The sequence below is a fragment of the Streptomyces sp. NPDC006691 genome (assembly GCF_042869955.1).
In the GTDB taxonomy this organism is placed as follows: domain Bacteria; phylum Actinomycetota; class Actinomycetes; order Streptomycetales; family Streptomycetaceae; genus Streptomyces.
In genome coordinates this window covers 741,415-767,975 of record NZ_JBIAGW010000001.1, presented here as the reverse complement: position 1 = coordinate 767,975, position 26,561 = coordinate 741,415, and the positions used below count along the sequence as shown (strand labels likewise).

Annotated in this window: 27 protein-coding genes and 1 tRNA gene; 13 read left to right on the top strand and 15 right to left on the bottom strand. The window is 69.2% G+C overall.

Features of this window, described 5'->3' with window-relative positions; all coding sequences use genetic code 11:
• Nucleotides 1-3: 3 nt before the first annotated feature.
• The 9 genes from ACFYNP_RS03460 to ACFYNP_RS03420 all read right to left on the bottom strand — a co-directional run bounded on the left by ACFYNP_RS03460 (nt 4) and on the right by ACFYNP_RS03420 (nt 9,504).
• Nucleotides 4-1,659: a long-chain fatty acid--CoA ligase gene (locus ACFYNP_RS03460; protein ID WP_388782149.1), complete on the bottom strand. Its 1,656-nt coding sequence runs from the start codon at nt 1,657-1,659 to the stop codon at nt 4-6.
• A gap of 286 nt (nt 1,660-1,945) precedes the next feature.
• A complete protein-coding gene (locus ACFYNP_RS03455; protein WP_388414232.1) occupies nt 1,946-2,491 on the bottom strand; it encodes a SigE family RNA polymerase sigma factor in 546 nt (181 codons plus the stop codon).
• A 279-nt stretch (nt 2,492-2,770) separates the two neighbouring features.
• Nucleotides 2,771-3,604 (bottom strand): DUF1906 domain-containing protein, encoded by an 834-nt coding sequence (locus ACFYNP_RS03450; protein WP_388782146.1) that lies wholly within the window; start codon nt 3,602-3,604, stop codon nt 2,771-2,773.
• A 322-nt stretch (nt 3,605-3,926) separates the two neighbouring features.
• Nucleotides 3,927-5,093, bottom strand: coding sequence for a lipid-transfer protein (locus ACFYNP_RS03445; RefSeq protein ID WP_388414227.1), 1,167 nt, complete (start codon nt 5,091-5,093; stop codon nt 3,927-3,929).
• Entirely contained in the window at nt 5,090-5,500 is a 411-nt protein-coding gene (locus ACFYNP_RS03440) for a MaoC family dehydratase (RefSeq protein ID WP_388782240.1), read from the bottom strand. The genes ACFYNP_RS03445 and ACFYNP_RS03440 overlap by 4 nt, the downstream gene beginning before the upstream one ends.
• Nucleotides 5,501-5,547: 47 nt before the next feature.
• Entirely contained in the window at nt 5,548-6,633 is a 1,086-nt protein-coding gene (locus ACFYNP_RS03435; protein WP_388782143.1) for an acyl-CoA dehydrogenase family protein, read from the bottom strand.
• Nucleotides 6,633-7,607: a bifunctional MaoC family dehydratase N-terminal/OB-fold nucleic acid binding domain-containing protein gene (locus ACFYNP_RS03430; protein ID WP_388782140.1), complete on the bottom strand. Its 975-nt coding sequence runs from the start codon at nt 7,605-7,607 to the stop codon at nt 6,633-6,635. Before ACFYNP_RS03430 ends, ACFYNP_RS03435 begins: the two co-directional genes overlap by 1 nt.
• Before the next feature lie 5 nt (nt 7,608-7,612).
• Nucleotides 7,613-8,776: an acyl-CoA dehydrogenase family protein gene (locus ACFYNP_RS03425; protein WP_388414217.1), complete on the bottom strand. Its 1,164-nt coding sequence runs from the start codon at nt 8,774-8,776 to the stop codon at nt 7,613-7,615.
• Between the two features lie 416 nt (nt 8,777-9,192).
• The gene (locus tag ACFYNP_RS03420; protein WP_388414215.1) at nt 9,193-9,504 is read right to left on the bottom strand and encodes a hypothetical protein; all 312 of its coding nucleotides are present in this window, start codon (nt 9,502-9,504) and stop codon (nt 9,193-9,195) included.
• A 539-nt stretch (nt 9,505-10,043) separates the two neighbouring features.
• Here ACFYNP_RS03420 and ACFYNP_RS03415 point away from each other — a divergent pair.
• The 3 genes from ACFYNP_RS03415 (at nt 10,044) to ACFYNP_RS03405 (ending at nt 12,268) form a co-directional block, all read left to right on the top strand.
• Entirely contained in the window at nt 10,044-10,925 is an 882-nt protein-coding gene (locus tag ACFYNP_RS03415) for a bifunctional DNA primase/polymerase (protein WP_388782137.1), read from the top strand.
• A 108-nt stretch (nt 10,926-11,033) separates the two neighbouring features.
• A complete protein-coding gene (locus tag ACFYNP_RS03410) occupies nt 11,034-11,576 on the top strand; it encodes a DnaB-like helicase N-terminal domain-containing protein (RefSeq protein ID WP_388782134.1) in 543 nt (180 codons plus the stop codon).
• Nucleotides 11,577-11,734: 158 nt separating this feature from the next.
• A complete protein-coding gene (locus ACFYNP_RS03405) occupies nt 11,735-12,268 on the top strand; it encodes an NUDIX hydrolase (protein ID WP_388782131.1) in 534 nt (177 codons plus the stop codon).
• Here ACFYNP_RS03405 and ACFYNP_RS03400 read toward each other — a convergent pair.
• Entirely contained in the window at nt 12,246-13,592 is a 1,347-nt protein-coding gene (locus ACFYNP_RS03400; RefSeq protein WP_388782128.1) for a hypothetical protein, read from the bottom strand. The genes ACFYNP_RS03405 and ACFYNP_RS03400 overlap by 23 nt on opposite strands.
• 122 nt (nt 13,593-13,714) lie before the next feature.
• On the opposite strand from ACFYNP_RS03400, the gene ACFYNP_RS03395 reads away from it, so the two are divergent.
• From ACFYNP_RS03395 to ACFYNP_RS03365, 7 genes are all read left to right on the top strand, one after another.
• A complete protein-coding gene (locus ACFYNP_RS03395) occupies nt 13,715-13,915 on the top strand; it encodes a hypothetical protein (RefSeq protein WP_388782125.1) in 201 nt (66 codons plus the stop codon).
• Nucleotides 13,915-14,244 carry a hypothetical protein gene (locus ACFYNP_RS03390; RefSeq protein WP_388782122.1) on the top strand — a complete coding sequence of 110 codons (330 nt, stop codon included), beginning with the start codon at nt 13,915-13,917 and terminating at the stop codon, nt 14,242-14,244. The genes ACFYNP_RS03395 and ACFYNP_RS03390 overlap by 1 nt, the downstream gene beginning before the upstream one ends.
• Nucleotides 14,232-14,453: a hypothetical protein gene (locus tag ACFYNP_RS03385; RefSeq protein WP_388782119.1), complete on the top strand. Its 222-nt coding sequence runs from the start codon at nt 14,232-14,234 to the stop codon at nt 14,451-14,453. Before ACFYNP_RS03390 ends, ACFYNP_RS03385 begins: the two co-directional genes overlap by 13 nt.
• Nucleotides 14,438-15,562, top strand: coding sequence for a radical SAM protein (locus ACFYNP_RS03380; protein ID WP_388782116.1), 1,125 nt, complete (start codon nt 14,438-14,440; stop codon nt 15,560-15,562). The genes ACFYNP_RS03385 and ACFYNP_RS03380 overlap by 16 nt, the downstream gene beginning before the upstream one ends.
• On the top strand, nt 15,559-15,723 hold the full coding sequence (locus tag ACFYNP_RS03375; protein WP_162952559.1) for a hypothetical protein: 165 nt from the start codon (nt 15,559-15,561) through the stop codon (nt 15,721-15,723). The genes ACFYNP_RS03380 and ACFYNP_RS03375 overlap by 4 nt, the downstream gene beginning before the upstream one ends.
• 92 nt (nt 15,724-15,815) lie before the next feature.
• Entirely contained in the window at nt 15,816-16,682 is an 867-nt protein-coding gene (locus ACFYNP_RS03370; RefSeq protein WP_388782112.1) for a GNAT family N-acetyltransferase, read from the top strand.
• An 825-nt stretch (nt 16,683-17,507) separates the two neighbouring features.
• Entirely contained in the window at nt 17,508-17,771 is a 264-nt protein-coding gene (locus ACFYNP_RS03365) for a hypothetical protein (RefSeq protein WP_388457670.1), read from the top strand.
• A 2-nt stretch (nt 17,772-17,773) separates the two neighbouring features.
• Here ACFYNP_RS03365 and ACFYNP_RS03360 read toward each other — a convergent pair whose 3' ends face one another.
• From ACFYNP_RS03360 to ACFYNP_RS03345, 4 genes are all read right to left on the bottom strand, one after another.
• Nucleotides 17,774-18,196 (bottom strand): hypothetical protein, encoded by a 423-nt coding sequence (locus ACFYNP_RS03360; RefSeq protein WP_388457668.1) that lies wholly within the window; start codon nt 18,194-18,196, stop codon nt 17,774-17,776.
• Complete coding sequence (locus ACFYNP_RS03355) at nt 18,197-20,719, bottom strand: AAA family ATPase (RefSeq protein WP_388782109.1); 2,523 nt, start codon at nt 20,717-20,719, stop codon at nt 18,197-18,199.
• 244 nt (nt 20,720-20,963) lie between these two features.
• Nucleotides 20,964-21,048: transfer RNA gene (locus ACFYNP_RS03350), tRNA-Ser, on the bottom strand.
• A 50-nt stretch (nt 21,049-21,098) separates the two neighbouring features.
• Nucleotides 21,099-22,724, bottom strand: coding sequence for a S1C family serine protease (locus tag ACFYNP_RS03345; protein WP_388782106.1), 1,626 nt, complete (start codon nt 22,722-22,724; stop codon nt 21,099-21,101).
• A gap of 300 nt (nt 22,725-23,024) precedes the next feature.
• On the opposite strand from ACFYNP_RS03345, the gene ACFYNP_RS03340 reads away from it, so the two are divergent.
• The 3 genes from ACFYNP_RS03340 (at nt 23,025) to ACFYNP_RS03330 (ending at nt 25,700) form a co-directional block, all read left to right on the top strand.
• The gene (locus tag ACFYNP_RS03340; protein WP_100575807.1) at nt 23,025-23,852 is read left to right on the top strand and encodes a glycerophosphodiester phosphodiesterase; all 828 of its coding nucleotides are present in this window, start codon (nt 23,025-23,027) and stop codon (nt 23,850-23,852) included.
• A gap of 53 nt (nt 23,853-23,905) precedes the next feature.
• On the top strand, nt 23,906-24,511 hold the full coding sequence (locus ACFYNP_RS03335; protein WP_388414205.1) for an ATP-binding protein: 606 nt from the start codon (nt 23,906-23,908) through the stop codon (nt 24,509-24,511).
• A gap of 223 nt (nt 24,512-24,734) precedes the next feature.
• Nucleotides 24,735-25,700, top strand: a complete 966-nt coding sequence (locus ACFYNP_RS03330) for a DUF5926 family protein (protein ID WP_388782103.1) — start codon at nt 24,735-24,737, stop codon at nt 25,698-25,700.
• 194 nt (nt 25,701-25,894) lie between these two features.
• On the opposite strand, the gene ACFYNP_RS03325 is transcribed toward ACFYNP_RS03330, so the two are convergent.
• Nucleotides 25,895-26,437 carry a hypothetical protein gene (locus tag ACFYNP_RS03325; protein WP_388782100.1) on the bottom strand — a complete coding sequence of 181 codons (543 nt, stop codon included), beginning with the start codon at nt 26,435-26,437 and terminating at the stop codon, nt 25,895-25,897.
• Nucleotides 26,438-26,561 lie beyond the last annotated feature (124 nt).

Here is a 26,561-nt window from a genome sequence, read left to right as displayed (position 1 = left end):
CGGCTAGCGCAGCTCCGTCACGTCCAGCTCGCCGTCCGCGTACTGCCTGCGGATGACCTTCTTGTCGAACTTGCCGACGCTGGTCTTCGGCACCGCCTCGATCAACGCCCAGCGTTCCGGAAGCTGCCACTTGGCGATCTTCTCGGCGAGGAAGGCCTTCAGAGCGGCATAGTCGGCGGTGGCCCCCGGCTTCAACACCACGGTGGCGAGCGGACGTTCGCCCCACTTGTCGTCCGGGACGGCGACGACGGCCGCTTCGACGACCTCGGGGTGCGCCATCAGCGCGTTCTCCAGCTCCTGGCTGGAGATCCATTCGCCCCCGGACTTGATGACGTCCTTGGCGCGGTCGGTCAGCGTCAGATAGCCGTCCGCGCTGATGACGCCGACGTCACCGGTGCGCAGCCAGCCGTCCGGGCTGAACTTGTCGGCCGGGCGGAAGTCCTCGCCGCCCACGCCGCCGAAGTAGGCACCCGCGATCCACGGGCCCCTCACCTCCAGCTCGCCGGCCGACTCCCCGTCCCAGGGCAGGAATGCGCCGCCCGGGCCCGCGAGCCGCGCCTCGACCCCGGCGGGGAAACGGCCCTGCGTGATGCGGTACGGCCACTCCTCCTCGGCGGTGAGGCCTGCGGGCGGGTTGGACATGGTGCCGAGCGGAGAGGTCTCCGTCATGCCCCAGGCGTGACAGAGCCGCACACCGATCTTGTCGTAGGCCTCCATCAGCGAGGGCGGACAGGCCGCGCCGCCGATCGTGACCCGGCGCATCGAGGTGAGGTCGCGGGGGCGGGCGGTGACCTCGGCGAGCAGGCCCTGCCAGATGGTGGGGACGGCCGCCGCGTGCGTCGGCTTCTCGCGCTCGATCATGTCGGCGAGCGGTGCGGGCTGGAGGAAGCGGTCGGGCATGAGCATGCTGACGCCGGCCATGAACGTGGCGTGCGGCAGACCCCAGGCGTTCACATGGAACTGCGGCACCACGACCAGTGTCGTGTCCTGGTCCGTGAGCCCCATCGACTCGGCCATGTTGACCTGCATGGAGTGCAGGTAGATCGAACGGTGGGAGTAGACGACGCCCTTCGGGTCCCCCGTGGTGCCGGACGTGTAACACATCGCGGCGGCCTGGCGTTCGTCGAGCCGCGGCCAGTCGTAGGCGGTGGGCCGCCCGGCGAGGAGCTCCTCGTACTCGTGCACCTGCGGGCCCGCGCCGTCGATGTCCTCTAGGACGGACCGGTCGCCGGGGCCCGACACGACGAGGTGCTCCAGTGTCGGCAGATGGGGGAGCAGCGGCGCCAACAGGGGCAGTAGCGAACCGTTGACGATCACCACGCGGTCTGCGGCGTGGTTGACGATCCAGATCAACTGCTCGGCCGGCAGGCGCAGATTGAGCGTGTGCAGCACGGCGCCCATGGACGGGATCGCCAGGTACGCCTCGACGTGTTCGGCGTTGTTCCACATCAAGGTGCCGGCCGCCTGGCCGTCCTCGACACCGAGCTCACGCAGGGCGTGGGCCAGCTGGGCGGCCCGGGCGCCGATCTCGGCGAAGCTGCGGCGGTGCGGCTCGGCCTCGCCGGTCCAGGTCGTGACCTGGGACTTGCCGTGGATCGTCGACCCGTGGGTCAGGATCCGCGAGATCAGCAGCGGTACGTCCTGCATGGTGCTCAGCACGGCGTCCTCCCGGTGAGCGCTGCGGTGCGCTCTCTGGCGACAATGGTCTGCCGATTCTGCTCACGTACCGCGCGGTATGTCACTACCCGGGAGTAGTTTCAGCCGCGCATCCGCGAAGTTACCTGCGGATACGCACTCCGGGGCACTGTCCGTCACCCCGGCGGTCACCGCTCGTCACCGTAGGGGCTCCAGCTCCGGACGCCGTCCGTCACCCCGCCGGCCACCGCCCGTCACCGTAGGGGCTCCAGCTCCGGACGCCGTCCGTCACCCCGCCGGCCACCGCCCGTCACCGTATGGGCTCCAGCTCCGGGTCCTCGCGGAGCTTGCCGAGCGCGCGGGAGACCGCGCTCTTGACCGTGCCGACCGAGACGCCGAGCACCTCGGCGGTCTGGGCTTCGCTCAGGTCCTCGTAATACCTGAGGACGACCATGGCCCGCTGGCGGTCGGGGAGCTTCATGACCGCCCGCCACATCGCGTCGTGCAGCACCTGCTGATCCGCCGGGTCGGGACCCGGCACCACCTCCGGCTCGGGCAGTTCGTCGCAGGCGAACTCGTCGACCTTGCGCTTGCGCCACTGCGAGGTGCGGGTGTTGAGCAGCGCGCGGCGCACATAGCCGTCGAGCGCCCGGTGGTCCTCGATCCGGTCCCAGGCGACGTACGTCTTGGTCAGGGCCGTCTGCAACAGGTCCTCGGCATCGCTCGCGTTCGCGGTCAGCGAGCGCGCGGTGCGCAGCAGCACGGGGCCCCTGGCGCGGACGTACGACGAGAACGACGAGTACGCGTGATAGGGCGTCGCCACTCGGGAGGCGCTGGTGCAGACGGGCGTTGTCATGCCTCCACGCTATGAGCGCGCGGAGCCCCGGGGATCGGCCCCAGGTCCCGAAGCGATGTCCGCCTCAGGTTGTAGGGGTGGGGGTGGCCACACCTCCTGAAGGTGGAGACGCATCCCCGGCCCTCAGGGTTCAGCCGCCGCGGGGCCGGCCCCCGCGAGCCCCGGGCAACCGGGCCGCGCATGCCCCGAGGAGCCGGGCCACGGGTGCCCCAAGGGGCCGGGCCGTGGGTGCCCCAAGGGGTCGGCCGGCCGGACGCGCCCGGCCGGTCCCGGTCCGGCTCAGCCAATGCGCGCGACCGGCGCGTCGACCTGGTTGCGGTCCACCGTCAGACGGTAGCCGCCGTGCGTCTCGGTGACGTCCCCCGCGTACTGGTGGATGCGCCGGTGCTGCCAGGCATCCTTGTGCAGCGCGGCCTCCTGGTACAGCGCGGGCCCGGTGTGCCAGCGGGCGAACCAGATCGCCGCCGGGAGGTCGCTCTTCCCCGCCACCCGGGCCTGCTCGATCTGCCGCACCCCTGACTCGGCGCTGCTGTAGAACCCGGGCACGTAACCGCGCGCCCGCACTTCCTTGTTCCAGGCCCGCACGAAGTCGAGCGTGGTCTTGGCGCAGGAGGCGTTGCCCACGTTGTACGCCTCCAGGTCGAGGTAGAGGGCGCTGCCGTCCAGGATGCCGAGGGCCCGGGCGTGCTGCACCGCCTCCCCCGCCTCGGACCTGCCCTGCTTCGCGGGCTGGCCGCCGATCCGCACGCCCTTCTTGTTCGCGGCGTACACGCACGGCGACTGCGAGCCCACGAACACCGGAAGCACCTGCCAGCCCATCCGGTGCACCTGGCTCACCCAGCTCTTGTTCAGGTTCTTCTGGTTCAGGCAGTGCCGGCCGCGCCCCGCGTAGTAGATGCCCACGCCGCGGTACGACGACGAACTCCGCCAGGCCCGCATCGCGGCCGTCGAGGGGGCGTTGCAGGTGTCGAAGGCGGTGCCCTGGAAGTTCCCCTCGGACACCGCCTCCCGCTCGTCCCACCTCTCGTCCGCGGCGGCGGCCGGGGCGAGCAGGGTGGCGAGGGCGATCAGGGCGGTGGCTGAGGAAGCGATGGCGATCTTGAGGCGGCGCATGGCCCGAGTGAACGGCCGCCCGGCCCGGCCGGCCACCGCTCGCCCCGGCCCCTCGGCCGTCCGTGTGGAAGATCAGCCGTCCGTCCCAGTGCCGTGCCGCCGGACGGTCTCGCGGCGTGCCCCTACTGACGCGCCCTCAGGATGCGCTCGCACGGCTCGTGATGAGGGGCTCTCAGGATGCTGCTACGCGGGCTGCGGTGACGGGCGCTCACCCGCGGCCCGCTCCCCACGCTCCGCACCCGCCCTCCGCACCCGCCATCCGACATGGCCCTCCGCACCCGCCCTCGCACCCGCCATCCGACATGGCCCTCCGCCATCGCCCTCAGCCGTCCCTCCCCAGAATGAGACCCGATGTGGGCACCCCCGTGCCGGCCGTCACCAGGACATGGGCGGCGTCCGTCCGCTGGTTCACCGATGAGCCCCTGAGCTGGCGCACCGCCTCCGCTATGCCGTTCATCCCGTGCAGATAGGCCTCCCCCAGCTGACCGCCGTGCGTGTTCAGCGGCACCCCGTCCGCCGCCACGAAGTCGGCCGCCTCGCCCGGCGCGCAGAAACCGAACTCCTCCAGCTGCATCAGCACGAACGGCGTGAAGTGGTCGTACAGGATCGCCACGTCGATCTCGGCGGGCGTCAGGCCGGACGTCCGCCACAGCTGGCGCGCGACGACCCCCATCTCGGGGAGGGAGGCCAGCTCGTCCCGGTAGAAGCTGGTCATCGCCTCCTGTCTGCGCCCCGCCCCCTGCGCGGCCGCGGTGATCACGGCGGGGCGCTGCCGCAGGTCTCTGGCCCGTTCGACGGTGGTGACCACGATCGCCTGACCGCCGTCGGTCTCCTGGCAGCAGTCCAGGAGCCGCAGCGGCTCGACGATCCACCGCGACGCCGCATGGTCGGCCAGGGTGATCGGCTTGCCGTGGAAGTAGGCCGCCGGATTGTTCGCGGCATGACGGCGCCCGGTGACGGCGACATGGCCGAAGGCCTCGGGTGTCAGCCGGTAGGTGTGCAGATAGCGCTGGGCGGCCATGGCGACCCAGGACGCGGGCGTGAGCAGACCGAACGGGAGCGCCCACCCGAGCGCCGCCCCCTCCGCCGAAGGCTCACGGTGCTGCACCCCGGAGCCGAAGCGGCGGCCCGAGCGCTCGTTGAACGCCCGGTAGCAGACGACCACTTCGGCCACTCCGGTGGCGACCGCGAGGGCGGCCTGCTGGACGGTGGCACAGGCCGCGCCGCCCCCGTAGTGGACGCGCGAGAAGAAGGACAGCTCGCCCATTCCGGCCGCCTGCGCGACCGTGATCTCCGGGTTGGTGTCCATGGTGAACGTGACCAGTCCGTCCACGTCCGCGGGCGCGAGCCCCGCGTCGTCGAGAGCCGCGTGCACCGCCTCGACCGCCAGCTTGAGCTCGCTGCGCCCCGAGTCCTTGGAGAACTCGGTCGCTCCGATCCCGACGACCGCCGCCCGCCCGCCGAGCGAGTCCGCCCCGCGCACGCTCATGACTCCGCCCCCGGGCGGTCCAGCGGGCCGGGTACGGCCACCCGTACCGTGCCCGTCACATGGTGGCCGAGTCCGTTGGCCCCGGTCACCCGGACCTCGGCGACATCTCCCTCCACCGCGGTCACGGTGCCGGTCAACGTCATCGTGTCACCGGGGTAGTTGGGGGCGCCGAGGCGTATCCTCACCGACCGCAGGCGGGCCGACGGGCCGAAGTGATCGGTGACGTACCGCCCGACGAGACCGTTGGTGGTCAGAATGTTCATGAAGACGTCCGGCGATCCCTTCTCCCGCGCGAGCACCGCGTCGTGATGCACGTCCTGGTAGTCGCGGGAGGCCACCGCACCGGCCACGATCAGTGTCCGCGTGATCGGGATCTCCAACGGCGCCAGCTCGTCTCCGGCTCTCACACCCCCACCCCCCTCTTCCCGCCCGGCGTTCACGGCCTTCATCGCGCTCACGCCCGCGCCTCCCTCGACGCCCCGACACCTTCCACGCGGTCGGAGCCGAGGCTCGGCCCACGCTCCGCGACGATCAACTCACCCAGTTCCGACAGGAGTTCGGCCCCGCAGCCCAGGTACGCATCCAGCTGGCGACCCCAGAGGAAATGCCGGTGCACGGGGTGCTCCACGTCCGCGCCCAGGCCGCCGTGCAGGTGCTGGCCCGCGTGCACGACCCGGGTGCCCGCCTCGGACGCCCACCAGGCCGCCGTCAGCGCGTGCGTCCCGTACCGCATCCCTTCGTCCCGCCGCCAGGCCGACTCATAGGCGGTGACCCGTATCGCCTCGGTGTCCATGTACGCGTCGGCGGCTCGCAGCAGCACGCCCTGGTTGGTGGAGAGCGGACGTCCGAACTGCTCCCTTGTCGTGGTGTGCTGCACCGCTCGCGCCAGCGAGCCCGCGCACACCCCGGCCTGTAGTCCCGCGAACGCCGTTCTGGCCGTGGCCAGTACGTCCTCGTACGCCTCCGCGCCGCCCACCCGCTCGGCCGGGGCACGGTGGAGGGTGAGCCGCCCGGCCGACCAGGGCGCGGTCGTCTCCAGCGGCTCGGCCTGCGCATCGGCGACCCGCACCAGCCACAGGGCGTGTTCCGTGTCCGGGACCAGGACGTGCGTCGCGTCCCGCAGCCACGGCACGACCGGCACGACGCCGCTCAACTCCCCTTCCGTCGAGGCCCGTACGCCACCTCCGCGGGCCGGGAACGCCCCCGTCACCACGGCGCCGCCGTCGCGCAGGGCCGGAAGCAGCCGGTCCCGCTGTCCGGCCGTGCCGTGGGCGGTGAGCGCGAGGACTCCGTACACACAGCTCGCCGCGAAGGGGACCTGGGCGGTGGTCCTGCCCTGCTCCTCCAGGGCGAGGACCAGGCCGAGGAGCCCGACCTCCTCGACGGCCGCCACGAGGCCCGCCCCGCACAGCGCCTTCCACAGCTCGGCGTCCGTCCCCGAACCGGCCGCGGCGAGCCGCTCGTGCGTCGAGAGGTCGGCGAAGATCCGCGCGGCGAGCTCCTGGACGGCCGACTGCTCCTCGGTGGGCGTGAAGTCCATCAGGCCACCTCCGCCCGGAAGACAGGAAGCTCCAACTCGGCTTCCACACGCAAGAATTCGAGACGCACGGCCATCCCTATGCGCACCTCGTCCGGCGCCACCCCCACCACGTTGCTGACGATCCGGACGCCCTCCACGAGCTCGATCAGACCCACCGCGTAGGGCGGGTCGAAGGCGGGGAAGGGCGGGTGATGCATCACGACGTAGGAGTAGACGGTGCCCCGGCCGCTCGCCTCGAACGTGTCCCAGCGCGCCGAGCCGCAGGCGTGGCACCCCGGCAGCCAGGGGAAGCGCGGCTCCGCACAGTCGCCGCAGCGCTGGAGAAGGAGCCGGTGCTCGGCGACCCCGGCCCAGAATCCGGCGTTGTCCCGGTTGACGACGGGCCGGGGACGCAGCGCACGGACGGGCTCCTGGCCCGGGCCGGCGCCGGCCCGCTGCCCGCGCGCAGCCGACCCTGAACTGCCGGAACTCCCGTGTGCGGGCGCGTACTTGAGGATGCGGAAGCGGTGCGTTCCGGCGAGTTCGCCGTTCGCGTGGACGTCCATGCGCGTGGTGACGAAGTGCCCGGTCCCCAGTTTGGTGGTCTTGCGCTCCGACACCGTCTCGATCACGGCGTCGTAGGTCACGCGATCGCCCGGCCGCAGGTCGCGGACGTACTCCTGCTCGCAGTCCGTCGCCACCACCGAGGTGAATCCGGCACCGTCGAGCACCTCGAAGAGCTCGTCGTAACCGGAGGCGCGACCCGTGCCGTCGCCGTGTCCTGACAGGCCGCCCATCGTCCATGCCTGGAGCATCGTCGGCGGCGCGATCGCGTCCGGCCCCGTGTACGCGGGATGGGTGTCGCCCATCGCCTCGCACCAGTGCCGGATCATCGGCTCGTTGACGAGGTCCTTGCCGACACCCGCCGTCGCGGCCGGCTGCCCCTCGAACTTCTTCAACCGGGCAGCGAAATCAATCTCGTTGGACCCGCCCACCCCACTCACCTCTTCCCCCGCCTCATCCCGAGCCGCATCGTCGCGACGATCTCCCGCTGCACCTCGCTCACCCCGCCCCCGAACGTGTTGATCTGCGCCGCCCGGTTCATCCGCTCCAGCTCCCCGTCCCCGAAGGCGCCGGGCGAACCGCCCCGGATCAGGCCCGCGTCCCCCACGATCTCCTGACACATTCGATACGTTTCGACCGCGGACTCCGTTCCCGCGAACTTCACGCCACTGGCGTCTCCCGGCGCCAGGTTTCCGGCCCCCACATCACCCACCAAACGCCAGCTGAGCAGGCGGTTCACCGCCAGCCGGGCATGGGTGGCGGCCAGCTTGGCCTTCACCCATTCGTGGTCAACAGGGCGCTCGAAAGTCACCGGATCGGGTGTACACGCGTACGAGAGCGCCGCCTCGTAGAAGTCCTCGGCCTGCATGCCGATCGCGGCGAGCGCGACCCGCTCGTGGTTGAGCTGGTTGGTGATCAGGCCCCAGCCCGCGTTCTCCTCGCCGACGAGGTTTCCCAGCGGCACCCGGATGCCGTCGTAGTACGTCGCCGTGGTGGTCAGGCCACCGACCGTCTCGATCGGAGTCCAGGAGAACCCGGGCGCTCCGGTGGGTACCAGGATGATCGAAATGCCCTGGTGCTTGGGCGCGTCGGGGTCGGTGCGGCAGGCGAGCCAGATCCAGTCGGCGTTCTGGGCGTTGGAGGTGAAGACCTTCTGCCCGTCGACGGCCCAGGAGCCCCCCTCCCGTACGGCCCTGGTGCGCAGCGAGGCGAGGTCGGTGCCGGCCTCCGGTTCGCTGTAGCCGATCGCGAAGACGAGGTCGCCGCTCAGGATCCGGGGCAGGAAGTACGCCTTCTGCTCGGCGCTCCCGTACTTCATGAGGGTCGGGCCGACCGTGTTCAGGGTGACCATCGAGACCGGCGCGCCGGCCCGGTAGGCCTCGTCGAAGAAGACGAACTGCTCGTCGGGGCCGCGGCCCTGGCCGCCGTACTCGACGGGCCAGCCGAGCCCGAGCAGCCCGTCGGCGCCGATCCGGCGCAGCAGCGCCCGCTGCGCGTCCGGATCCGCGCCGGGCGGCGGTCCACCGGGCATCAAGTCGGCGAAGTACGTGCGCAGTTCGGCGCGCAGCCGCTGCTGACGCTCGGTCGGGGCGAGGTGCACGACGGCGGCCTTCCGTGCGTACGGGCACGTGCGCGGGCGGGCACGTGCGTACGGACATCGGCGGACCCGGGCGCGTCCCACGACCCGGGCCCGCCGATCAGGTTTCTGACTGTCCGTCAGATATAGCCCCGCTGTCAATGCCCCCGGCCGCGGGGGCCCGGCCTCGGCGTGCGAGCGACCCCGCCAACGCCCGGGCGCTCACGTCAACGGCCCGGCCGCTCAGGCCAAGGACTCGGGCGCTCAAAGCCAACGACTCGGCCGCTCACGCCAACAGCCCGTTCGCTCACGCCAACGACTCGGCCGCTCACGCCAACAGCCCGTTCGCTCACGCCAACGGCCCGGGCGACCGCGCCGAAGCGCTGTCACCCGGGCCGCCGATCACCCTAAGGACGGACCCCTTCCACCGGGGAGGCGGATCACCACAGGCGGGAGAAGTTCACGGCGACGTTCCCGTTGCCCTGGTTGATCGAGGTGAAGGCGGACCCGTTCACCTGGGCGGTGTTGCTCTGGTTGGTGGCGCCGGATCCCACGGCCTGCTGCTGGGTGGTGGACGAGTTCCCGCGGTTGTCGTGGCCGACCCCGCTGCCGCTGACGGTCGCCACCGCGGCGTTCGATCCGTGGCCCGCGATGGAGCCGTTGTCGGCCGTGGCGACACCCGAGAAGAGGGCGGCGGCCAGGGGCAGCGCGGCAACGGTGGCCAGGACGCGGGCGGTACGGATGTGTGCCATGTCAATTCCTCCAGGAACCAGAAGTGCGGGTAGTTCGGCTCGTTCAGTCCGTATCCGCAGGAAGCAAGTACGGCCTGTTCCAGGGCAGTTGGCCGACCGCCCCGGACGCTGTGACGACGTCGCGAGATCAGAGTTGCCCACCGAATCCCCGGCGAACCAGTCATTGAGGAACCTTTCGCCCGCAAGCGTGAGGACATGTCGATAAACCCTCAATGCGCCCCCAAACCGTCGGCAGGAGTCCGATTTCGGCAACGGAACCGCGCCTCCCCAAGGGCAGAACCGTTTCGGCTCGGATTCGGCCAACTTTGGCCGCCATCCGCTGCCCGCCTGGGGGACACCAAGACGGCATCGGGGCGCCACCCGGCCGTAACCGGTCCGTCGCCCGGCGCCGATGGGGTCGAGGAGGGGGCGGGAACGAGCCCCAAGGGCGCGGGCCGGGCCGTGCGCCTCGGCGGAAACCGGCCCCGGCCCGCGCCGGGGCGCGACCGTCACCCCTGAAAGGGATTCCCTTTCTCGAACATTCGTACGAACATGGAGTCATGGCCACCATCGACCGGCAGGCCGCCACTCTGGCCCTCGCCCACGCCCTGTCCGCCGCCGAGCGCGGCCTGCCCGTCATCCCGCTGTCCCGCACCAAGCTCCCCGCGCTGCCCTCGCCGCACCGGGACGAGCCCCAGCCGGCGCTGTGCCGGGGCGAGTGCGGGCTGGCGGGCCACGGGGTGCACGACGCCACCACCGACCCGGCCGCGGTGCGTGCGCTGTTCCGGGCCGCGCCCTGGGCCACGGGGTACGGCATCGCCTGCGGCCGGCCGCCGCACCACCTCATAGGGATCGACCTCGACACCAAGCCGCCGCAGGCGGATGCGACGGCGGCGCTCCAACACCTGGCGCTGCGGCACCTGTTCACCATCCCCGAGACCGTGGTCGTGATCACGCCGAGCGGAGGCCGCCACATCTGGCTGACCGGGCCGCCGGGCACGGTGGTGCCGAACTCCGCGAGCCGGCTCGCCCCCGGCATCGACATCCGGGGCGCGGGCGGCTATCTGGTCGGCCCCGGTTCGCTGAGCAGCCGGGGCGTCTACCGACTCGCCCCGGGCACCGCCCACCTCGGCCCGGCCCCCTGCCCCCGCACTCTGCTCGACCTGCTCACCCCGCCCGCCCGGCCCCACCACGCCCACCGGCACGGGGGCCGCCAGGGACCGGGGGACCTCCAGGGCCAGGGCCTGATCCAGTTCGTGCTGGCCGCCCACGAGGGCCAGCGCAACACCCGGCTGTTCTGGGCGGCGTGCCGGGCATACGAGAACGGCATCGGCGAGGACCTGACCGCAGCGCTCACCTCCGCCGCGATCACCACCGGCCTCACCGAACGCGAGGCCCTCGCGACGATCGCCTCGGCGGCCCGGATGAGCACGGCGCGGTGAGGGGGTCTGGGGTGCCGGGTAGCGCGGCGCGGTGAGGGGGTCCGGGGTGGGGCCCGTGCCACAGCTCGATCGGACAGGAGCATCAAGCCTCAGCTTCCCGCTTGGGGCGTGGTCGAAGTGGTCGTTGAGCAGCTTGCAACGAGCGCGCGACCAAAGCTGCCCGTGGAGACTGAGGTCGACCGATTCAGAGCCCTCTGGGACGCCGCTTCAGATGCAACATCTTCGGCGGCGATGACACCCACAGATGAGCACCTGCATGCTGTCGCGCTTGGAGGGTTGAGCAGGAACGGCGCCATCTACAACGCGATCGTTGACCTGCATCAAGTCGGCAAACCGACCGGCCCGCACTACGTGGCAGCCGAGCTTGCGCGCAGGGGCCAGCTGGAAGTCTGCGGCGGCGAGGAGTACCTCTTTGAGTGCATCAAGGTGGCAACGAAGGGCGCCTTCGAAGCAGGCATGAGTATCAGTGGTTTCGCCGTCCTGAGCGCCCACAGAGTCAAAGCGGCGTCGGACGCCCGGCATGCCTTCTTCGCCGCGGCCCTCAGCGGGAGGCCGGATCGGCAGAAACTTGAGGCGGTGTACGAACACGTCGTCGCCTGCCACCCCGATTGGGCCTGGCCCGGAGGCTTCAAGGCAGCTCCCCCTTCGTGACCGAAGCGAGCACGAACGCAGGCTTACGGCACGGCTGGCAGGAGTGGTCTTGACCGGTGTCCACCGTCGGACAACCTGCTTCATGAGAACGCGAGGTACTTGGCCCTGGCTAGCCGTTGCTCTGCGATGCTGGAAGTCGATCGAGAGGGGCCGCAGCGATGCAGTGGAAGATCCACGGTGAACGTCCGATCTACGAGAACAGCTGGGTGAACCTGTGGCTCACCGACGTCGAGACGCCGGACGGGAACCGCTGGGAACACCACGTCGTCAAGCTCCGCCACCTGGCCGTGGCTGCCGTGATCAACGAGCAGCGCGAGGTGCTGATGATGTGGCGACACCGCTTCATCACGGACGCGTGGGCATGGGAACTGCCCATGGGGCTGGTGGAAGAGGGCGAGACGCCAGCCGATGCTGCGGCCCGTGAGGTGCTGGAGGAGACCGGCTGGCGGCCCGGTCCCATCAAGGCACTGATCTACGCCGAGCCGGCCAACGGCATCACCGACTCCCAGCACCACGTCTTCCGGGCCGACGGGGCGACGTACGAGGGTCCGCCGACCGAGAAGAACGAGTCGGACCGGATCGAGTGGATCCCGCTGGCCGACGTGCGGGGCATGATCGACCGGCGCGAGATCGTCAGCAGCGGCTCCCTGGTCGGGCTGCTCTACGTGCTCATGGACGAGGCGATCCGCTGACCTGACGGGGCAGCACCTCCCGGAGCCGGGACTCGAACGCCACCGCAGCCGGCTCCCGACGGAAGGGCTCCAGCTGCTCGTAGAACTCCCGGAGGTGGCCGGCGACTCGTTGCGAGCTGACGGCCGCTGCCGGGGCCAACGCATCCATAGCCGTGTGGCACGCCTCGTCGAGCTTGCCGCGCAGGAGCTGGGTGCGGGCGAGCCAGAAGGCGTGGAAGGCACGGCTTCGGTGGTTCGATGCGTGCTCGCGGCGTAGCGCGTCCGCGATGAGAGGTTCGGCGAGGGCGGCTTCGCCCAGGCGGCCGTGCGCAATACCGGTGTCCACGATCAGCTTCGGTTCGTCGAAGTAGGCGACCCAGGCCGGGTCCGGATCACCCATGCTGATCCGTCCGAAGTGGGTGTGGGCTTCCGAGATCGCGGTGTGGGTCGCACCGCGGTTGCCGAGGGTGGCGTGGGCGAAGGCTTCGCGCATCGCGAGCATGGCCAGCACGCGCGGTGTCGTCCCAGCGGCCGTTCGGGCCTGGTCCTGGGCGGCCGTGACGAGTGCGAGGGCATCCCCGGGCTTGTCCTGGTAGGTGGCCTGGAGGCTCATGCAGGCGAGGACGTTGGCTATGAACTGGCGGTCGTCGATGGCCTTGGCCAGGCCAAGAGATTCGGTGAAGTAGGCGCGTGCCTGCTTGTACTGGCGGGCGTCGAAGTAGGTCCACCCTGTGAGCCGGGCCAGCTCGGCAGCGACGCTGTGCAGGCCGTCCCGTAAAGGAGCCGGACGCTGCTCCTTGAGGAGGTCGACGACGTAGCGGAGCTGGCCGACGACCGCCGGCCGTAAGGTCTCGCCGCCGTGCTCGTCGTCCCGGCGCCAGTAGTCCGCGATCGATGAGTGCAGCGCGTCCAGCGTCGACGTGCTGAGATCCCGCTTGGCCGCCAGAGCGAGGATGCTGTCGACGTCCGCCCCCGGTAGTCCGGCGACCAGCGGTTCGACGGCTGAGGTCGGCACCTCGGCCGGTTCGCGGGGCGTGACCGTCAAGCTAGGCGGCGTCTCCCAGGAGCGTCGGGCAAGACCGAGCATGTGCCCGGGGATGCGTAACCCGTCCGAGATCCGTTCGATCACGTCCATGTGCAGCAGCTGCCGCCGTCCGGCGATCACCTCGCCCACGCGGCTCGGGGTCAGGTCACAGCGGCGCGCGATCATCGACGGATAGATGCCTGCTCGTGCCTTGACCAGCTGAAAGATGCGGCCGAAGTCTCTGGCCTGGCATGCCTCGATCATCACTGAATCCGTGAGCAGGCCAACCGGGAGTTCCTTCGAGCGAGATGGCTCAGGCATCGGCACGCTCCGGCATGAGGACTACGGATCGCTGCACTTGGTCAACCGAGGGTGATGTTACCCAAGTTGGGTAATCCGCTTGGCCTTTCTGGTCGGGCCCGCGGATCGCGATGCTCCTGGCCATGGTGAACGGACAGGACAACGTACGGATGACGTTGCGGGTCTCCCGCGACTCCGGCCAGACGTGGGGGCCTCGCGCAGAGGTCCGCGTGGGCGAGAACCCGGTGGTCCCGGAGAACCCGGGCCGCTACCCGCCGTGCGTCTGCCCCCGGTGCTCGCAGCAGGCCCGGAACGCCGTCGCATCCTTCCGGATGGTGTCGTGATGCGGTGCGTGCACTGGCGCGGGGTGCCCGTCGATCTGGTACGGGAAGCGCAGGAGAAGTCGGCCGCCCCGTACATCGACAGGGCCGTGCAGTGCCAGCAGTCCGCGCATGACGAAGGTGAGCACTTCGGTCTCCTCACCGACGCCGGCGCATACGGAACCGCACTGTGGCTCCGCTGGCACGGGGCGGACGAGGCGGGACTTGTCGTGCTGCCGGACTGCCCGGTGGTCGCCCCGGGTCCTGACGGTGAGGGCTGCTGTCTGTTCGCCAACCACGCCAAGCAGCACACCTGGGAAGACACCCTGGAGGAGGTCTCGTGCACCAACTGATCACGAGCCCGCACAAGACCCGGCGCCCTCGCTCGCCTCGCAACGAACAGTGCGGGGACTGCGGTGGCAGCGGCGCCAGCTCGTCCGGCAAGACCTGCGGCACCTGCAACGGCCTGGGCGAGATCCACTGCCACGCCGACCGCCAGGAGTCCCGTGTGCTGTCCCGCTCCGTGATCCGGAAGGAGGGCCACCGATGGCCCACGCTCTGATCGCTTCCCCGTTCCTCGACGGACACCTTCTCCTCAAGCCGGGAGCAAGGGCCGGCGCCCGAATCTCCGCCGACCACTTCGAGGGCCTGCGCCAGCTCGCCGCCGAGGGTGAGTCGCTTCCCACCTGGGCGGTGCAGACCGCCGCCGACACGTGGGGCCTGGACCTGGGCGGCCGCCCCGCGCAGGGCACCGTGCTGGTGCGCGAGCCGTCCCCGTACGGCTACTGCCGGGCCTCCTGGGAGATCAACCTCGGCTGCAACTTCGGCTGCAAGCACTGCTACCTCGGCGAGCGCCCGTTCTCCGGCCTCGGCTGGGGGGACAAGGTGCACCTGCTGGACATCATGCGTGAGGCCGGTGTCCTCTGGCTCCAGATCACCGGCGGCGAGCCCACCATGGATCCTCACTTCCAGGGCGCCTACCGGTACGCCTGGCTGGCCGGGATGATGCTCACCATCTCCACGAACGGCTCGCTGCTCTGGCGGCCGGACCTCCTCAAGCTCTTCCGCGACTGCCCGCCCTACCGGCTGGTGGTCAGCATGTACGGGGCGAGTGAGGAGTCCTTCGACACGCTCACCCAGCGCCGCGGGGCGTGGAAGGCGTTCCGGCGCGGCATGGACGCCGCCCGTGAGGCGGGGCTGCCGCTGCGGATCAACGTCGTGGTGACCGAGGACAACGCCTCCGAGGCCGACGAGATGGCCGCCCTCGCCGACGAGTGGAACGTCGAGAACCACGCGTACACGAACATGACGCCCACGATCTACGGCGGCGGAGAGCCGCTGCTCGCCCAGTCCGCTGCCCACCTGCGGCAGCGCAAGCCGTTCGCCGGCTGCAACGCGGGACACACCTTCTTCCACGCCGACCCGCACGCCAAAATCTCGATCTGCAAGGTCGGCCGCGACGACCAGATCGACCTCATGGCCGAAGGCATCGACGGCCTCACCCGGCTCGGCGCCATCGCCGACCGCCTCATGCTTCGCACCGGAGGGTGCGAGGGCTGCGCCCTGTCCGGCACCTGCCGGGTCTGCCGCCCCCTGGCCAAGCACTACCAGGAGGCCAAGGCGCCGCTGCACAGCTACTGCCAGCACGGAGACAAGGAGAACGCCTCATGACCCCACCCGTACCGGTGACCATCCTCCCCGGCCCGCCGGCCTCGGCCCGCCGCGCCGCCCCGCCCGTCGCAACCGCGTCGATCACCGCCGTCCAGGACCTCGACGTGATCGTGGAGAGCGCGGAGTGCTCCTGCGACGCCGGGGACGACAACCCCCACTGACCGACACGATCCGATCAACTCCGTTCAGGCCCCGGCGTACTCGCGTCGGGGCCTGAGCCCTGCCCGGCTCACCGCTAGCTAGGGTGCCGCTCATGTTCTTCCGCTGGGACTGGCTCCGGCCCGTGCTGACCGCGCCGATCGTGCCGACTCTCGGTCCCGTCCACCCCAACGCCCTGACCGTCGACGCTTTCGAGGACATCCTGCGAGCGGCCGGCACGGGCGACTTCCTGCCCTACGACAAGGACCGGCGCTGGGGCGGCGAGAAGCACGAGAAAGTCCTCCCCGAGGACGTGGTGCACCAGCCCGAGCACACCCTCATCCCCACCCTGACCCGACGCGGACGCGGCACTGTGAAGGTCTTCGCCTACGGACTCCCTGACAGCGTCATGGAGGAGGCCGCCGAGCTGGCCGCCAAGCTCGCCGCCTCGCACAACGTGGTCAACGCCCGGGTCGTACGCCCCCTCGGGCCCGAGACCACACACCCTCACGGCACCCGCATCCAGTTGAAGGACTTCACCATCGCCCTCTGCCCCGCCCCTGATGGCCCGGTCCGACCCTCCACCACCTGGCCAATCGATGTGCAGGACACCTTCGCCCCATTCGCCGAGGTCATGGCAGGTGATGGGCTGACCTTCCTCCACACGCAGATGCTGGCCGACCAGTGCGGCCCGGTCCTCGCCGTCGCCATCGAGGACCGCATCGTGGGCGCGATCGGCCCCATGGAAGTACGCCCCGACCCAATCGGGCGCCCCCAGCTCATGCCCCAGTACTTCGCTGTTCTGCCCGAGGCCCGAGGCCAGGGCCTCGGCCGCGTCCTGTGGCGGGCCGCGATGCACTGGGGCCAGACCCACGGCGCTGCCTACCAACTCCTCCAGACCGAGGTCGGCGGCCCCTCTGACCGACTGTGCCAGGCCGAAGGGCTGACCTCCCTCGGCTTCACCCACACCACGTCCGCGTAGCTCCTGACCGCGCCGCCTTCCCTGTTCAGCTGCCCCAAGCCATCGGCGACCTCAGCCCCAGAAAGTCAGCCACGACGGCGGATGCGCCGATCGACCACCCGCCACGTGTGTCTCCAGCAACCACCCACCAGCCCCGGCCACGCTTCCCCAATCCGTCACGGTCTCGGCCACGTTGCAGCCTGAGCGCTGCCGCTGGCCTCGCCTGACGGATGGACAGGAGGGACGGCCGACCGGATCACGGCTGGTTGAACATCGATCCGCGGTGACCGGTGAGGACTTGACAGGCGTCCCGCTCCTGCTGGCCGCGCTCGCCGTGGGACAGCTGGCGGGGTTCTCCGCAGGTCTGGCTACCCGCTTCTCGGACCTTTGCGGCGCGAGTGGGCGGGGGCCGTCGCAGGCGGTGGCGGAGACATGGAGCCAGCGGGCGGCCTTGATCCAGTAAAGAAAATTTGGACAGCTCACCCCTCCGGCCGCGCCGGCCGGTAGGAGTGGGCTGCTTTGTTATGTATTGAACGCTTAATTGGCTGAATCGCCTATTCGCCCGCTGTGCCTGGGTTTGTTCATGGGATCGACGAAAACCATCCACGGGTGAACCGCGGTTGGCTCATCTGGTCGGTTTATCCACAGACAGGGGCCACATGACCCTTCGACGGACGTATTCGTTTTGTCGACCGCACTGGCCGCACCGGGGGAGAGGCCCGTTTCGCGCGGGCACGGGAGGCGTGATCCAGGTCATCTCGCACGGGGTCACACGCGGGACGTTTCTCGCACCTCTATACGTGATCCGAGGACGGACGGCTCTTCCGAGCTGTCCGGAACGGCGGCATGCTCAGCAACGAGTACGGCGCCGCCTGGAAGGCCGCTCACCTCTCCGTCCTCACCGAACAGGAAGCCACGACGCCCCTTGCCGAAGTCCCGTACGGACTGCGCGCTCCCTGCGTCTCCCTCTGGCTGGAGTCCGGTGTCTCCCCGGCCGAGGGCGCCCGCCGCGCCGGCCACAGCATCGCGGTCCTCTTCCGCTTCTACGCCAAGGCAATACATGGGTCGGAAGACAGAGACAACGCTCTGATTGAGAGTCGTTTGCTCTAGCGTCACTTCAACGCGACCTGCCCGCTCACCTCTCCAGCAGGAGCAGGAATAGCGATGGCAGATTCCCCGCCCACCTCGGGCCTCTCAAGGAAGTGATCGAGAAAACCCTCCAGTCGGGATACGACGAATTCCCACTCGTCGAGAACAATAGAGGAAGCATTCAGAAGACCTGAGCGACCATGCAAAATGTCCGATGACTTCTTGTAGATATGGCGAGATAGTCTGATTACGCCAAGAACCTCTCCGTATCTACTCTGCTCGACAAGGCCGAGCACAAAGGCTAGTTGAGCATCCGCACCGTTTGAAATTGTCGGAGGCCGATCCGGCTTGCAGACAAGCCTGTAGGCATCAGACGAGACCCTCTCGATCCGAAGCCTCAACTCCAGAACCTTGATTCTACGCAACGAGAGGTCGGTCACATCCATTCAGAAATCCCACTCCCCAAGCATCGAGCATGCATCAAGCCCTGCTTTGATCTCCAACTTCAGATCGGCTTTCGCTCCTTCTCCGCCATGTGCAGCGCTGTTCCACTTGGCAACGTGATGCCCACACGCTTGCCGAGCCTTGTCGACAGGGTGAGAAAGATCCGGATCCAAAGAGATGATCTGCTTAGCTGCATCGAGTCGCTTGATGGTTGTCATCGCTCCATCCAGGAGCCCCAGCGACGTAGCCACGTTCTCCCCAGAGAAAAGCGAGTATCGAACGACGCACTGCCTCAAAGCATCATCCAGCGCCTGCCGCAACAACCCTCGAATAATCTGAACCTCATTGAGGTATCCCGTAGACGACACCTTGGGTGAGAACTGCCATACCGACTCCGCGTCCCTAATGAGGACCCGCCAAAGCTCGTCGGTCTTCTCAACAGAGATCTCTCCCCTGATCCCATCACGACTCACGACCCACGCCTCGCACACATGACTCCGCGCCAGAAGATGCTCCTTCAAACGCTCATCGTGAGTTAGAACGATGACGCGCCTACCCTTGGCCAGGTCAGAGATCACAGCGGCGAGCCTGTCAACCCTGATTTCATCGAACGAATGGACGGGATCGTCGAGGATCAGAAAATTGAAGGGTCCAGAACCAGCCGTCGCAAACAGCGGAGCAAGCAAGAAGGCATTTCTCTGCCCCGCGCTCAGCATGGCAAGCTCCAGCTTGTTCCCGTCAGCTCCCTGTACGGAAATTTCAGCTCGCGTCCGCTTCAGGCTTACCGATTCCAGGACGATTCCAGCATCTTTCAGTAGACGCTCTACCTGTACGCCGGCCTTTCCTTCGAAACGCACAGTGCGGCCGGCACGGAGACGGTCCTCAAGTTCACCGATGCACTTGCGTGTCCCCTCCCAGAGGGGAGCAGACTCAGCTTCCTCATGCTCCTGCTCCCAGGCCGCGATGTACGGCTCTAGCGTCGCCCTACGCCCCCGTCGCCACTGAGCGGAAATATCACTTAGCTCGATCGCCTTACTATAAAGACCCTTCCAGGACTCCCCTGAAAGTTTTGCTCGAATTCCGAGGAATCCTGTTACTACAGGGGCGACAGGCTGTTCGCCGTACGCCTCGAATGTCGCGAGAAGAGCCGCGTACTCAGAGCGGAAACCGTCGAGCAATGGTTCATCGAAATCTGCTACGCCTGAGACTATGTCGAGAACCATCGGGATGATTCCAACGGCTCCACGAAGTGCCTTCAGTGAGGCGTTTGCTGCATTTCTCCTTGGGGCCGTCTCTGCAACATTTGCCAGGTTGTCGGTAAGGCGCTGCACCCAATCGGAAACCTCACTGTCGCAGACCGGGCAGATGTATCCGCAGTTGGCAACCTGCTCGACCTCTGAATGGAGAGAAGTCAGGTGAACCGCCAGACGATGGTGAACTGTGGGGACGTCCCCTAGTGCCAACTCCAGAGCACGGTCGACATCGCGCAGCGAAGCATCCAGTCTTTCGATTCCAGCCGCTGTAACCTCAGGTAGAGTTGTGCCGACTTCGGTGAGGCCGTTCTCGATCAGCCAGGCCCGTATGTCACCCACATCCCCACTCCAGGACACGTCTGGAAGATGGTTCTGCGGTTCAAGTTCCAAGAAGTGGGCATCTACCCTTGCCACTCTCTCCTTGGCACTCTTGAGTGCGGCTGCGAGACGCTTACGACTAGCGGTTGCGGAGGAACTGATCTCCTCAACGCGACGTTCCAGGTGATCAAAGCAGCCACCGAGTGCGAGCAGATTCTCAATGTACCTCTGAAGGTCTTCGTGCTGCTGCACACGCCTCTCTACATCGGCATACGAAAACACCGGTGGGTGAGATTCCACGGCGTAACTCCATGGGGTCTCCGCGATTTCAAAACTCGCAACTCCCCCACTGGAAAACTCACGGATGGAATAGAAGTTATTAACTTGCCCATCCTTGTCGATTCGAGCTGTAAGTCGAAGTGACTCTTCGCCTCGCGTTAGAACGACTTCAACCGTAGATTCTTCCGCATCACGGGCACAGTTCACTTTCTCCCACAGTGGACTCTTCCCACTTCTTGCAGTCGCCGGAGCAACAGCCGCCCACCAGTCCGATCGACCCGAAAGCGCCGTCCTAATCCCATCAGAGATGCTCGACTTCCCAGACCCATTAGGACCATGAAGAATGGTCACGCCAGGCGTCGGGTCGAACTGGAAGGAAAAAGGAACAGTCGCGCCCTGAAACCCCTCGATCCTCAGTGAAACCAGGTCCCATGAAAGACCACTCGTAGGATCCCATGCATCGCTTCTCCCCCTTCCTCCGATCTCTTCGATCAGAGCGAGAAGGTTCCCCCAAGCCTGCCTCTTCTGGGGGCTGTTCGCACGAGCCTGTGCGATCTTGCTTTCCTCGGCAAGGTCCGCATACGTCAGGAGGCTCAGCTCGCTAGAGCCGGCCGAGGATCGGGCGGGACCGCCATCGGGGGCTGAACTGGTAGCCGTGTGACGATGAGGGTCCACTGATGCTCCCTGTGCAGAACGCTCCTTGCGATTTGCGATGCTACCCGGGTAACTAAAGCTGGTGCATGGGGTTTTGCCCGGTTCCCTTCCCCTCCATCTGATGCGCACGTGGTGGTCCACGCCTGGTCCACACTCGGTGATCCAAAGCGGCACACAGGCGGTGCAGGGTGAGACAGCTTCTACAAGGAAGGGGCGCCCCTGGTCGGGGCACCCCTTCTGATCAGTACGTTCTCTGACCTGCTTGCGGTGGGTGTGGGATTTGAACCCACGGTGACTCGCGCCACGACGGTTTTCAAGACCGTTCCCTTAGGCCGCTCGGGCAACCCACCCACGCCCCGCCGACCAGCGGCGGAAGCGGCTACAGCCTACCGGCTACGGGTCAGTTGCTGTCGCCCTTGCGTTCGCCCAGGGTGATCGTGACCGTCGTCTCCTTGCCGTCGCGCTTGTAGGTGAGGGGGACCTGGTCGCCCGGCTTGTGCGTCCAGATCTCGCTGATCAGGGTCGGGCCGCTGTCGATCGGCATGTCGCCGAACTTGGTGATCACGTCGCCCGGCTTCAGACCGGCCTTGTCCGCGGGGCCGCCCGCGGTGATCGGCTGCTGGCTCCCGTTGCCCTGCGGCGAGATCTGGGCGCCGTCCGCGCCACCGCCCGGGGCCGCGCCGCTGCCCTGCTGGATGCCGACCGAGGCGCCGATCACCGGGTAGACCGGCTGACCGGTCTTGATCAGCTGCTCCGCGACGTTCTTGGCCTGGTTGATCGGGATGGCGAAGCCGAGGCCGATCGAGCCCGCCTGGGACTGGCCCATGCCGCCGCCACCGCCCGTACCCGCCGACTGGATCGCCGAGTTGATGCCGATCACCGCGCCGGCCGAATTGATCAGCGGGCCACCGGAGTTGCCCGGGTTGATGGAGGCGTCGGTCTGGAGGGCGCTCATGTACGAGGCCTTGGAGTTCTGGCCGTCACTGGAGGCCACCGGGCGGTTCTTGGCGCTGATGATGCCCGTGGTGACGGTGTTGGACAGGCCGAAGGGCGCACCGATCGCGATGGTCGAGTCGCCGACGGCCACCTTGTCGGAGTCGCCGAGGGACAGCGGCTTCAGGTTGGCCGGGGCGTTCTTCAGCTTCACGACCGCCACGTCGTAACCCTGGGCGCGGCCCACGACCTCCGCGTCGTACTTCTTGCCGTTGGAGAACGTCGCGGTCAGCTTGCCGCCGCCGCTCGCCGCGGAGGCCACCACGTGGTTGTTCGTGAGGATGTGGCCTTCCTTGTCGTAGATGAAGCCGGTGCCCGTGCCGCCCTCGCCGTCGTTGCCCTGGGCGTCGATGGTCACCACGCTGGGCAGCGCGTTGGCGGCGACGCCCGCGACCGTGCCCGGGTCGCGCTTGAAGTCCTTGGGGGTGTCGGAGGAGGCGACCGTGGTGGAGCCCGAGCCGTGGTCGTCCCGGTCGGCGGCGAAGTAGCCGATCGCTCCGCCGATGCCACCGGCCACCAGGGCGGCCGCGACCACCGCCGCGATCAGACCGCCGCCGCGCTTGCGCGGGGCCGGCTGCTGCGGGGCGCCCCACGGCTCGCCGCCGTGGCCCGCGCCGCCGCCTCCGTAGGAGGGGAGCGCGGGCGGGGGCGGCGGCCAGCCCGCGCCACCGCTGTGCGGGGGCGCCGACTCGTGCGCCGCGTACGCCGGCTGGGCCGGGGCTCCCGGAGCCGCCGGCATCGGCTCGGTGGCCGGGTCGGGGGCGGGCCCGGCGTACGGGGTGGCCCCTTCCGGCTGGGGCGCGGGCCGCTCGTGGGCCTCCCCGCGCGATCCGGGCTCGTGGGCTTCCCCGTGCGGGACGGGCTCGTGGGCTTCCCCGTGCGGGACGGGCTCGTGGACCAGGGTCTTGTCCGCCTCGGCGGGCGCGGCAGCCGGAGCGGCGGGGGCCGCGGCGGGCGCGGGAGGTGCAGCAGGTGCAGACGACGGGGCAGGCGGAACGGCCGGGACCGCGGTGCCCTCGTTCTCGGTGCTCACAGCTTGCTCTCCTCGGTATCCACTGGGTCTTGGGGACGGGACGGTAGGCGGTCTGGGCGTGCTCGGTGCGGGCGGTGCTCGGCGTCGCCGCCGGGCACCGGCGTGGGGCTCGGCGACATCCATGGTGCGCCCGGGGTCCGACATCCGACCCCGCGCAGCCATGGGGCGCCCGGGTCCGACATCGGCCCCGCACTGTGCGGATGCCTCCGCTCAGCTTTTCCCACCGCACGTCAGGCCACTGTAAGCAGGACCTGTGTATTCGTGCGCCAACCTGTGGCCCGGCGGTGGCACGATGACGCGGTGACCCAAGCACGACAGCACAGCCCGCACCGCCCCGACCACGCCCCCGTCCAGGTGGTGGCCCACCGAGGAGCCTCCGAGGACGCCCCCGAGCACACGCTGGCCGCGTATGTGAAGGCGATCGAGGACGGGGCCGACGCCCTGGAATGCGATGTCCGCCTGACCGCCGACGGCCAGCTCGTCTGCGTCCACGACCGGCGCGTCAACCGCACCTCCAACGGCCGCGGTGCCGTGTCCGCCCTGGAGCTCTCCGAGCTCGCCGCGCTCGACTTCGGCTCCTGGAAGGACAGCGAGGAGAGCCCGGACTGGGGAGACCGCGAGTTCACCTCCGTACTGACCCTGGAGCGGCTGCTCGAACTCGTCGCGGACGCCGGGCGCCGGGTGGAGCTGGCCATCGAGACCAAACACCCCACGCGTTGGGCCGGACAGGTCGAGGAGCGCCTCCTGCACCTCCTCAAGAGGTTCGGCCTCACCGAGCCGCCGCCGGCCGGTGAGACATCGCCGGTGCGCATCATGAGCTTCTCCGCCCGCTCCCTGCACCGGGTGGCGGCGGCCGCGCCCGACATCCCGACCGTGTACCTGATGCAGTTCCTGTCGCCGCGGCTGCGCGACGGACGGCTGCCCGCGGGCGCGCGGATCGCGGGCCCCGGCATGCGGATCGTGCGCAGCCACCCCGCCTACATCGAGCGACTGCACCGCGCGGGGCACCGGGTGCACGTCTGGACGGTCAACGAACCCGAGGACGTGGATCTGTGCGTAAGCCTCGGCGTGGAGGCAATCATCACCAACCGTCCGAAACAGGTCCTGTCCCAACTGGGGCGCGCATAACGGTCCTTACAAGGAGTGCACCGGCGCGTTCGCTCCGTGTTCGACCGTGACGAATGCGTCTCCCGTCGCCCGTTGGCCGGTTTCCGGTCCAGTCCATTGGGGCATCCACACCGTGGCGTGGGGCGAAGGAGGTCTCGGGGGTGGCGTTGGTGGTGGCACAGGAGGTGCCCACGTCGTCGAGCATGGCCGTACCCCATGGCCCTGCGGGCGTGGGCAAGGCACGACACACGATGCGTGAGCAGCTGCTCGGCAGCGGGGTGTCCGATTCGGTCGTGGACGATGCCGTACTGATCCTGTCCGAACTGCTCAGCAACGCCTGCCGGCACGGCAGGCCGCTGGGGCGGGCGGACATAGGCGACGGCGATGTCAGGGCGGCCTGGCGAATCGACAAGGCAGGACGGCTGACCGTCGAGGTGACGGACGGCGGCGGCCCGACCAGACCGGTCCCCGCGACACCGTCGGTGACCGCGCGCGGCGGCCGGGGGCTGAACATCATCAGCGCTCTCGCCCAGGAGTGGGGCGTCCGGGACAGCGCGTCCGGTGAGGTGACCGTGTGGGTGATTCTCCTGGCGGGGCATCGCCGCGACGATTTCGCTACGCGCGTCGCGGGCCCGGGAGCAGCTCTGGAGTTCGCGGACGCCTTCGACGATCTGGACTGACCGGACCGTGACCGGACCGTACGACCGGCCCGGTCCCGGGCCGGGACCGTACGACCGACCGCGGCCCCGGCCGGTCCGGGACGCGCGGGCGATCCGGAGGGACGCCGGCGACCTCCGGGGCCGGGCCGGGTGGCCGGCTCGTCCGCCCGGGGCCGGTCCGTGCGGCTAGGCTCGCGCCCGACACAGCGACACCGCACCACCGCAGTCGGGAGAGAGCCCCACCATGGCCAAGAAGCGTCCCCAGGCGAAGGCCGGCAAGCCGCAGATCAGCGACGGGGAGATCCCGGTCGTCGGGGCCCGTGAGCCCTGCCCCTGCGGCTCCGGCCGCCGTTACAAGGCCTGTCACGGGCGGGCCGCCTCGCACGCCGTGACCGAGCTGGTCCAGCGCCCGTTCGAGGGTCTGGCCGGCGAGTGCGACTGGGTCGCGCTGCGCGAGCTGGTCCCGGCCGCGACCGTCCCGCTGACCCTGAAGGACGGCCTGCCCGAGGGCGTGCCGGCGGTGACCCTCGCGACCGTGCTGCCGATGGCGTGGCCCGCGCTGCGCCGCGAGGACGGCTCGGTGCTGCTCGGCCTCCAGAACGACACCCCCTCCGGCGACCTCAGCCGCGACCTGGCCGACACCCTCAAGCGCGCCCTGGTCGCCGAGCCCGGCTCGCCGGTGGCCGCCCAGCGTGCCGAGCCCGACGGCGTACGCCTCCAGGACCTGCTCGACCCGGCCGCGGCCTTCGAGCCCGAGGTGCACACCGGCTTCGAGTTCTGGGTGCCGGACGCGGAGGGTGCCGCGACCGAGGTGGCGGCCTCCCTGGAGCGCGCCAACGCCGCGGCGATCCCGACCGTACGGCTGAAGTCGGTCGACTCCTCGTACTGGTGCGAGACGCCGGAGAAGAACCACCTGCGGTGGGTCATGCCGCACGCCGAGGAGAAGCTGCTCGACGCGCTGGCCCGGCTGCACGCGGCCGGCACGTCCTCGCTCGGCGAGGGCACCCGTCTCGTCGGCTCCTTCCGGGCGCACGGTCTGACCGTGCCGGTGTGGGACCTGCCCAGCGGCATGGGCGCCGAGGAGTGCGAGAAGCCGGCCGCCGAGTTCGCCGAGCGGCTCGCCGGGGCGCTCGCGAACGAGGAGCCGCTGACCGCGGAGGAGCGCCGGGCGCGCGGCGGGCTCACCAACCGCCAAGTGACCCTCAGCTGAAAGTGACGGAAGGGGCGGTTCGAACCCCGGAACAGGTGACTCCTGTCACAACTCCCCGTACTGACAGGTAAATCGGTGTCCGAATTACCGAGATCGAATTTGCGAACGACCGATCTCTTGTTACCGTTCTAAGAGCCCGGTCGCTGGTGCATCCCCCGTCGCCAGCGACCGGGCCCTTCCATGTGCGGGTCCGGTCAACGAGCCGCGGGTTCCGACGAGTTGCTGCCGGAACGCAACAGCAGCGGTGCGTCCTCTCCCGCCCCCGAGAACTCCGCGATCGCCGAGTACGCCCCCATGGCCGCGGATCCGCCGGTGCGGCCCTGCCGCGGGCTCTCACAGGAATCCGGCTGGTCGTCGGCCGCGACCTGGCAGTTCGTCTCGACGGTCCGCCCGTCCGGGCCCATCAGCGTCAGCACCGCACGCAGCTCCTGCCCGGTGGCGTTGCGGTAGTAGGTACGCGCCCAGGTGTCACGCCCCTGTCGCAGGACACAGGTCTGCGCCTCGACCCCTTCGGGAGAGACCAGTTCGGGCCCGCAGTGGGCGGTGGCGTCCAGCGCGGCCCGGCCCAGTGGCTTGTTCGTCCGCACGAGGGCCGCCGCGAGGGGGCTTTTTGCGTCATCCGCCGCGCTCTTGTGCTCGGGTCCTCCGGCCGGCCCCGCGGAGGCGACGAGCGGCAGCAGCACGGTGCCCACCACGACGGCGGTGAGCCCGGCGACGCGGAGGTGCTGGAGATTCATGGAGGGGACCCGCCTGCCCTGGACATCCTGATGGTGGGCCGAAGATATCCACGGAAACCGGGCGCCCCGCGATGCGCACGCCCAATTCCCGTACAACCAGGGCCCGCTCGCACCCGAAAGAGTG

Excerpts from the sequence above, each read along its gene's own strand:
- ACFYNP_RS03360 (WP_388457668.1), bottom strand. The coding sequence starts at position 18,196 with ATGGATGTGACCGACCTCTCGTTGCGTAGAATCAAGGTTCTGGAGTTG.
- ACFYNP_RS03380 (WP_388782116.1), top strand. The coding sequence starts at position 14,438 with ATGGCCCACGCTCTGATCGCTTCCCCGTTCCTCGACGGACACCTTCTC.
- ACFYNP_RS03330 (WP_388782103.1), top strand. The coding sequence starts at position 24,735 with ATGGCCAAGAAGCGTCCCCAGGCGAAGGCCGGCAAGCCGCAGATCAGC.
- ACFYNP_RS03390 (WP_388782122.1), top strand. The coding sequence starts at position 13,915 with ATGCGGTGCGTGCACTGGCGCGGGGTGCCCGTCGATCTGGTACGGGAA.
- ACFYNP_RS03400 (WP_388782128.1), bottom strand. The coding sequence starts at position 13,592 with ATGCCTGAGCCATCTCGCTCGAAGGAACTCCCGGTTGGCCTGCTCACG.
- ACFYNP_RS03435 (WP_388782143.1), bottom strand. The coding sequence starts at position 6,633 with ATGGACTTCACGCCCACCGAGGAGCAGTCGGCCGTCCAGGAGCTCGCC.
- ACFYNP_RS03395 (WP_388782125.1), top strand. The coding sequence starts at position 13,715 with ATGGTGAACGGACAGGACAACGTACGGATGACGTTGCGGGTCTCCCGC.
- ACFYNP_RS03405 (WP_388782131.1), top strand. The coding sequence starts at position 11,735 with ATGCAGTGGAAGATCCACGGTGAACGTCCGATCTACGAGAACAGCTGG.
- ACFYNP_RS03365 (WP_388457670.1), top strand. The coding sequence starts at position 17,508 with ATGCTCAGCAACGAGTACGGCGCCGCCTGGAAGGCCGCTCACCTCTCC.
- ACFYNP_RS03415 (WP_388782137.1), top strand. The coding sequence starts at position 10,044 with ATGGCCACCATCGACCGGCAGGCCGCCACTCTGGCCCTCGCCCACGCC.
- ACFYNP_RS03375 (WP_162952559.1), top strand. The coding sequence starts at position 15,559 with ATGACCCCACCCGTACCGGTGACCATCCTCCCCGGCCCGCCGGCCTCG.
- ACFYNP_RS03335 (WP_388414205.1), top strand. The coding sequence starts at position 23,906 with ATGCGTCTCCCGTCGCCCGTTGGCCGGTTTCCGGTCCAGTCCATTGGG.
- ACFYNP_RS03450 (WP_388782146.1), bottom strand. The coding sequence starts at position 3,604 with ATGCGCCGCCTCAAGATCGCCATCGCTTCCTCAGCCACCGCCCTGATC.
- ACFYNP_RS03445 (WP_388414227.1), bottom strand. The coding sequence starts at position 5,093 with ATGAGCGTGCGCGGGGCGGACTCGCTCGGCGGGCGGGCGGCGGTCGTC.
- ACFYNP_RS03455 (WP_388414232.1), bottom strand. The coding sequence starts at position 2,491 with ATGACAACGCCCGTCTGCACCAGCGCCTCCCGAGTGGCGACGCCCTAT.
- ACFYNP_RS03325 (WP_388782100.1), bottom strand. The coding sequence starts at position 26,437 with ATGAATCTCCAGCACCTCCGCGTCGCCGGGCTCACCGCCGTCGTGGTG.
- ACFYNP_RS03370 (WP_388782112.1), top strand. The coding sequence starts at position 15,816 with ATGTTCTTCCGCTGGGACTGGCTCCGGCCCGTGCTGACCGCGCCGATC.
- ACFYNP_RS03420 (WP_388414215.1), bottom strand. The coding sequence starts at position 9,504 with ATGGCACACATCCGTACCGCCCGCGTCCTGGCCACCGTTGCCGCGCTG.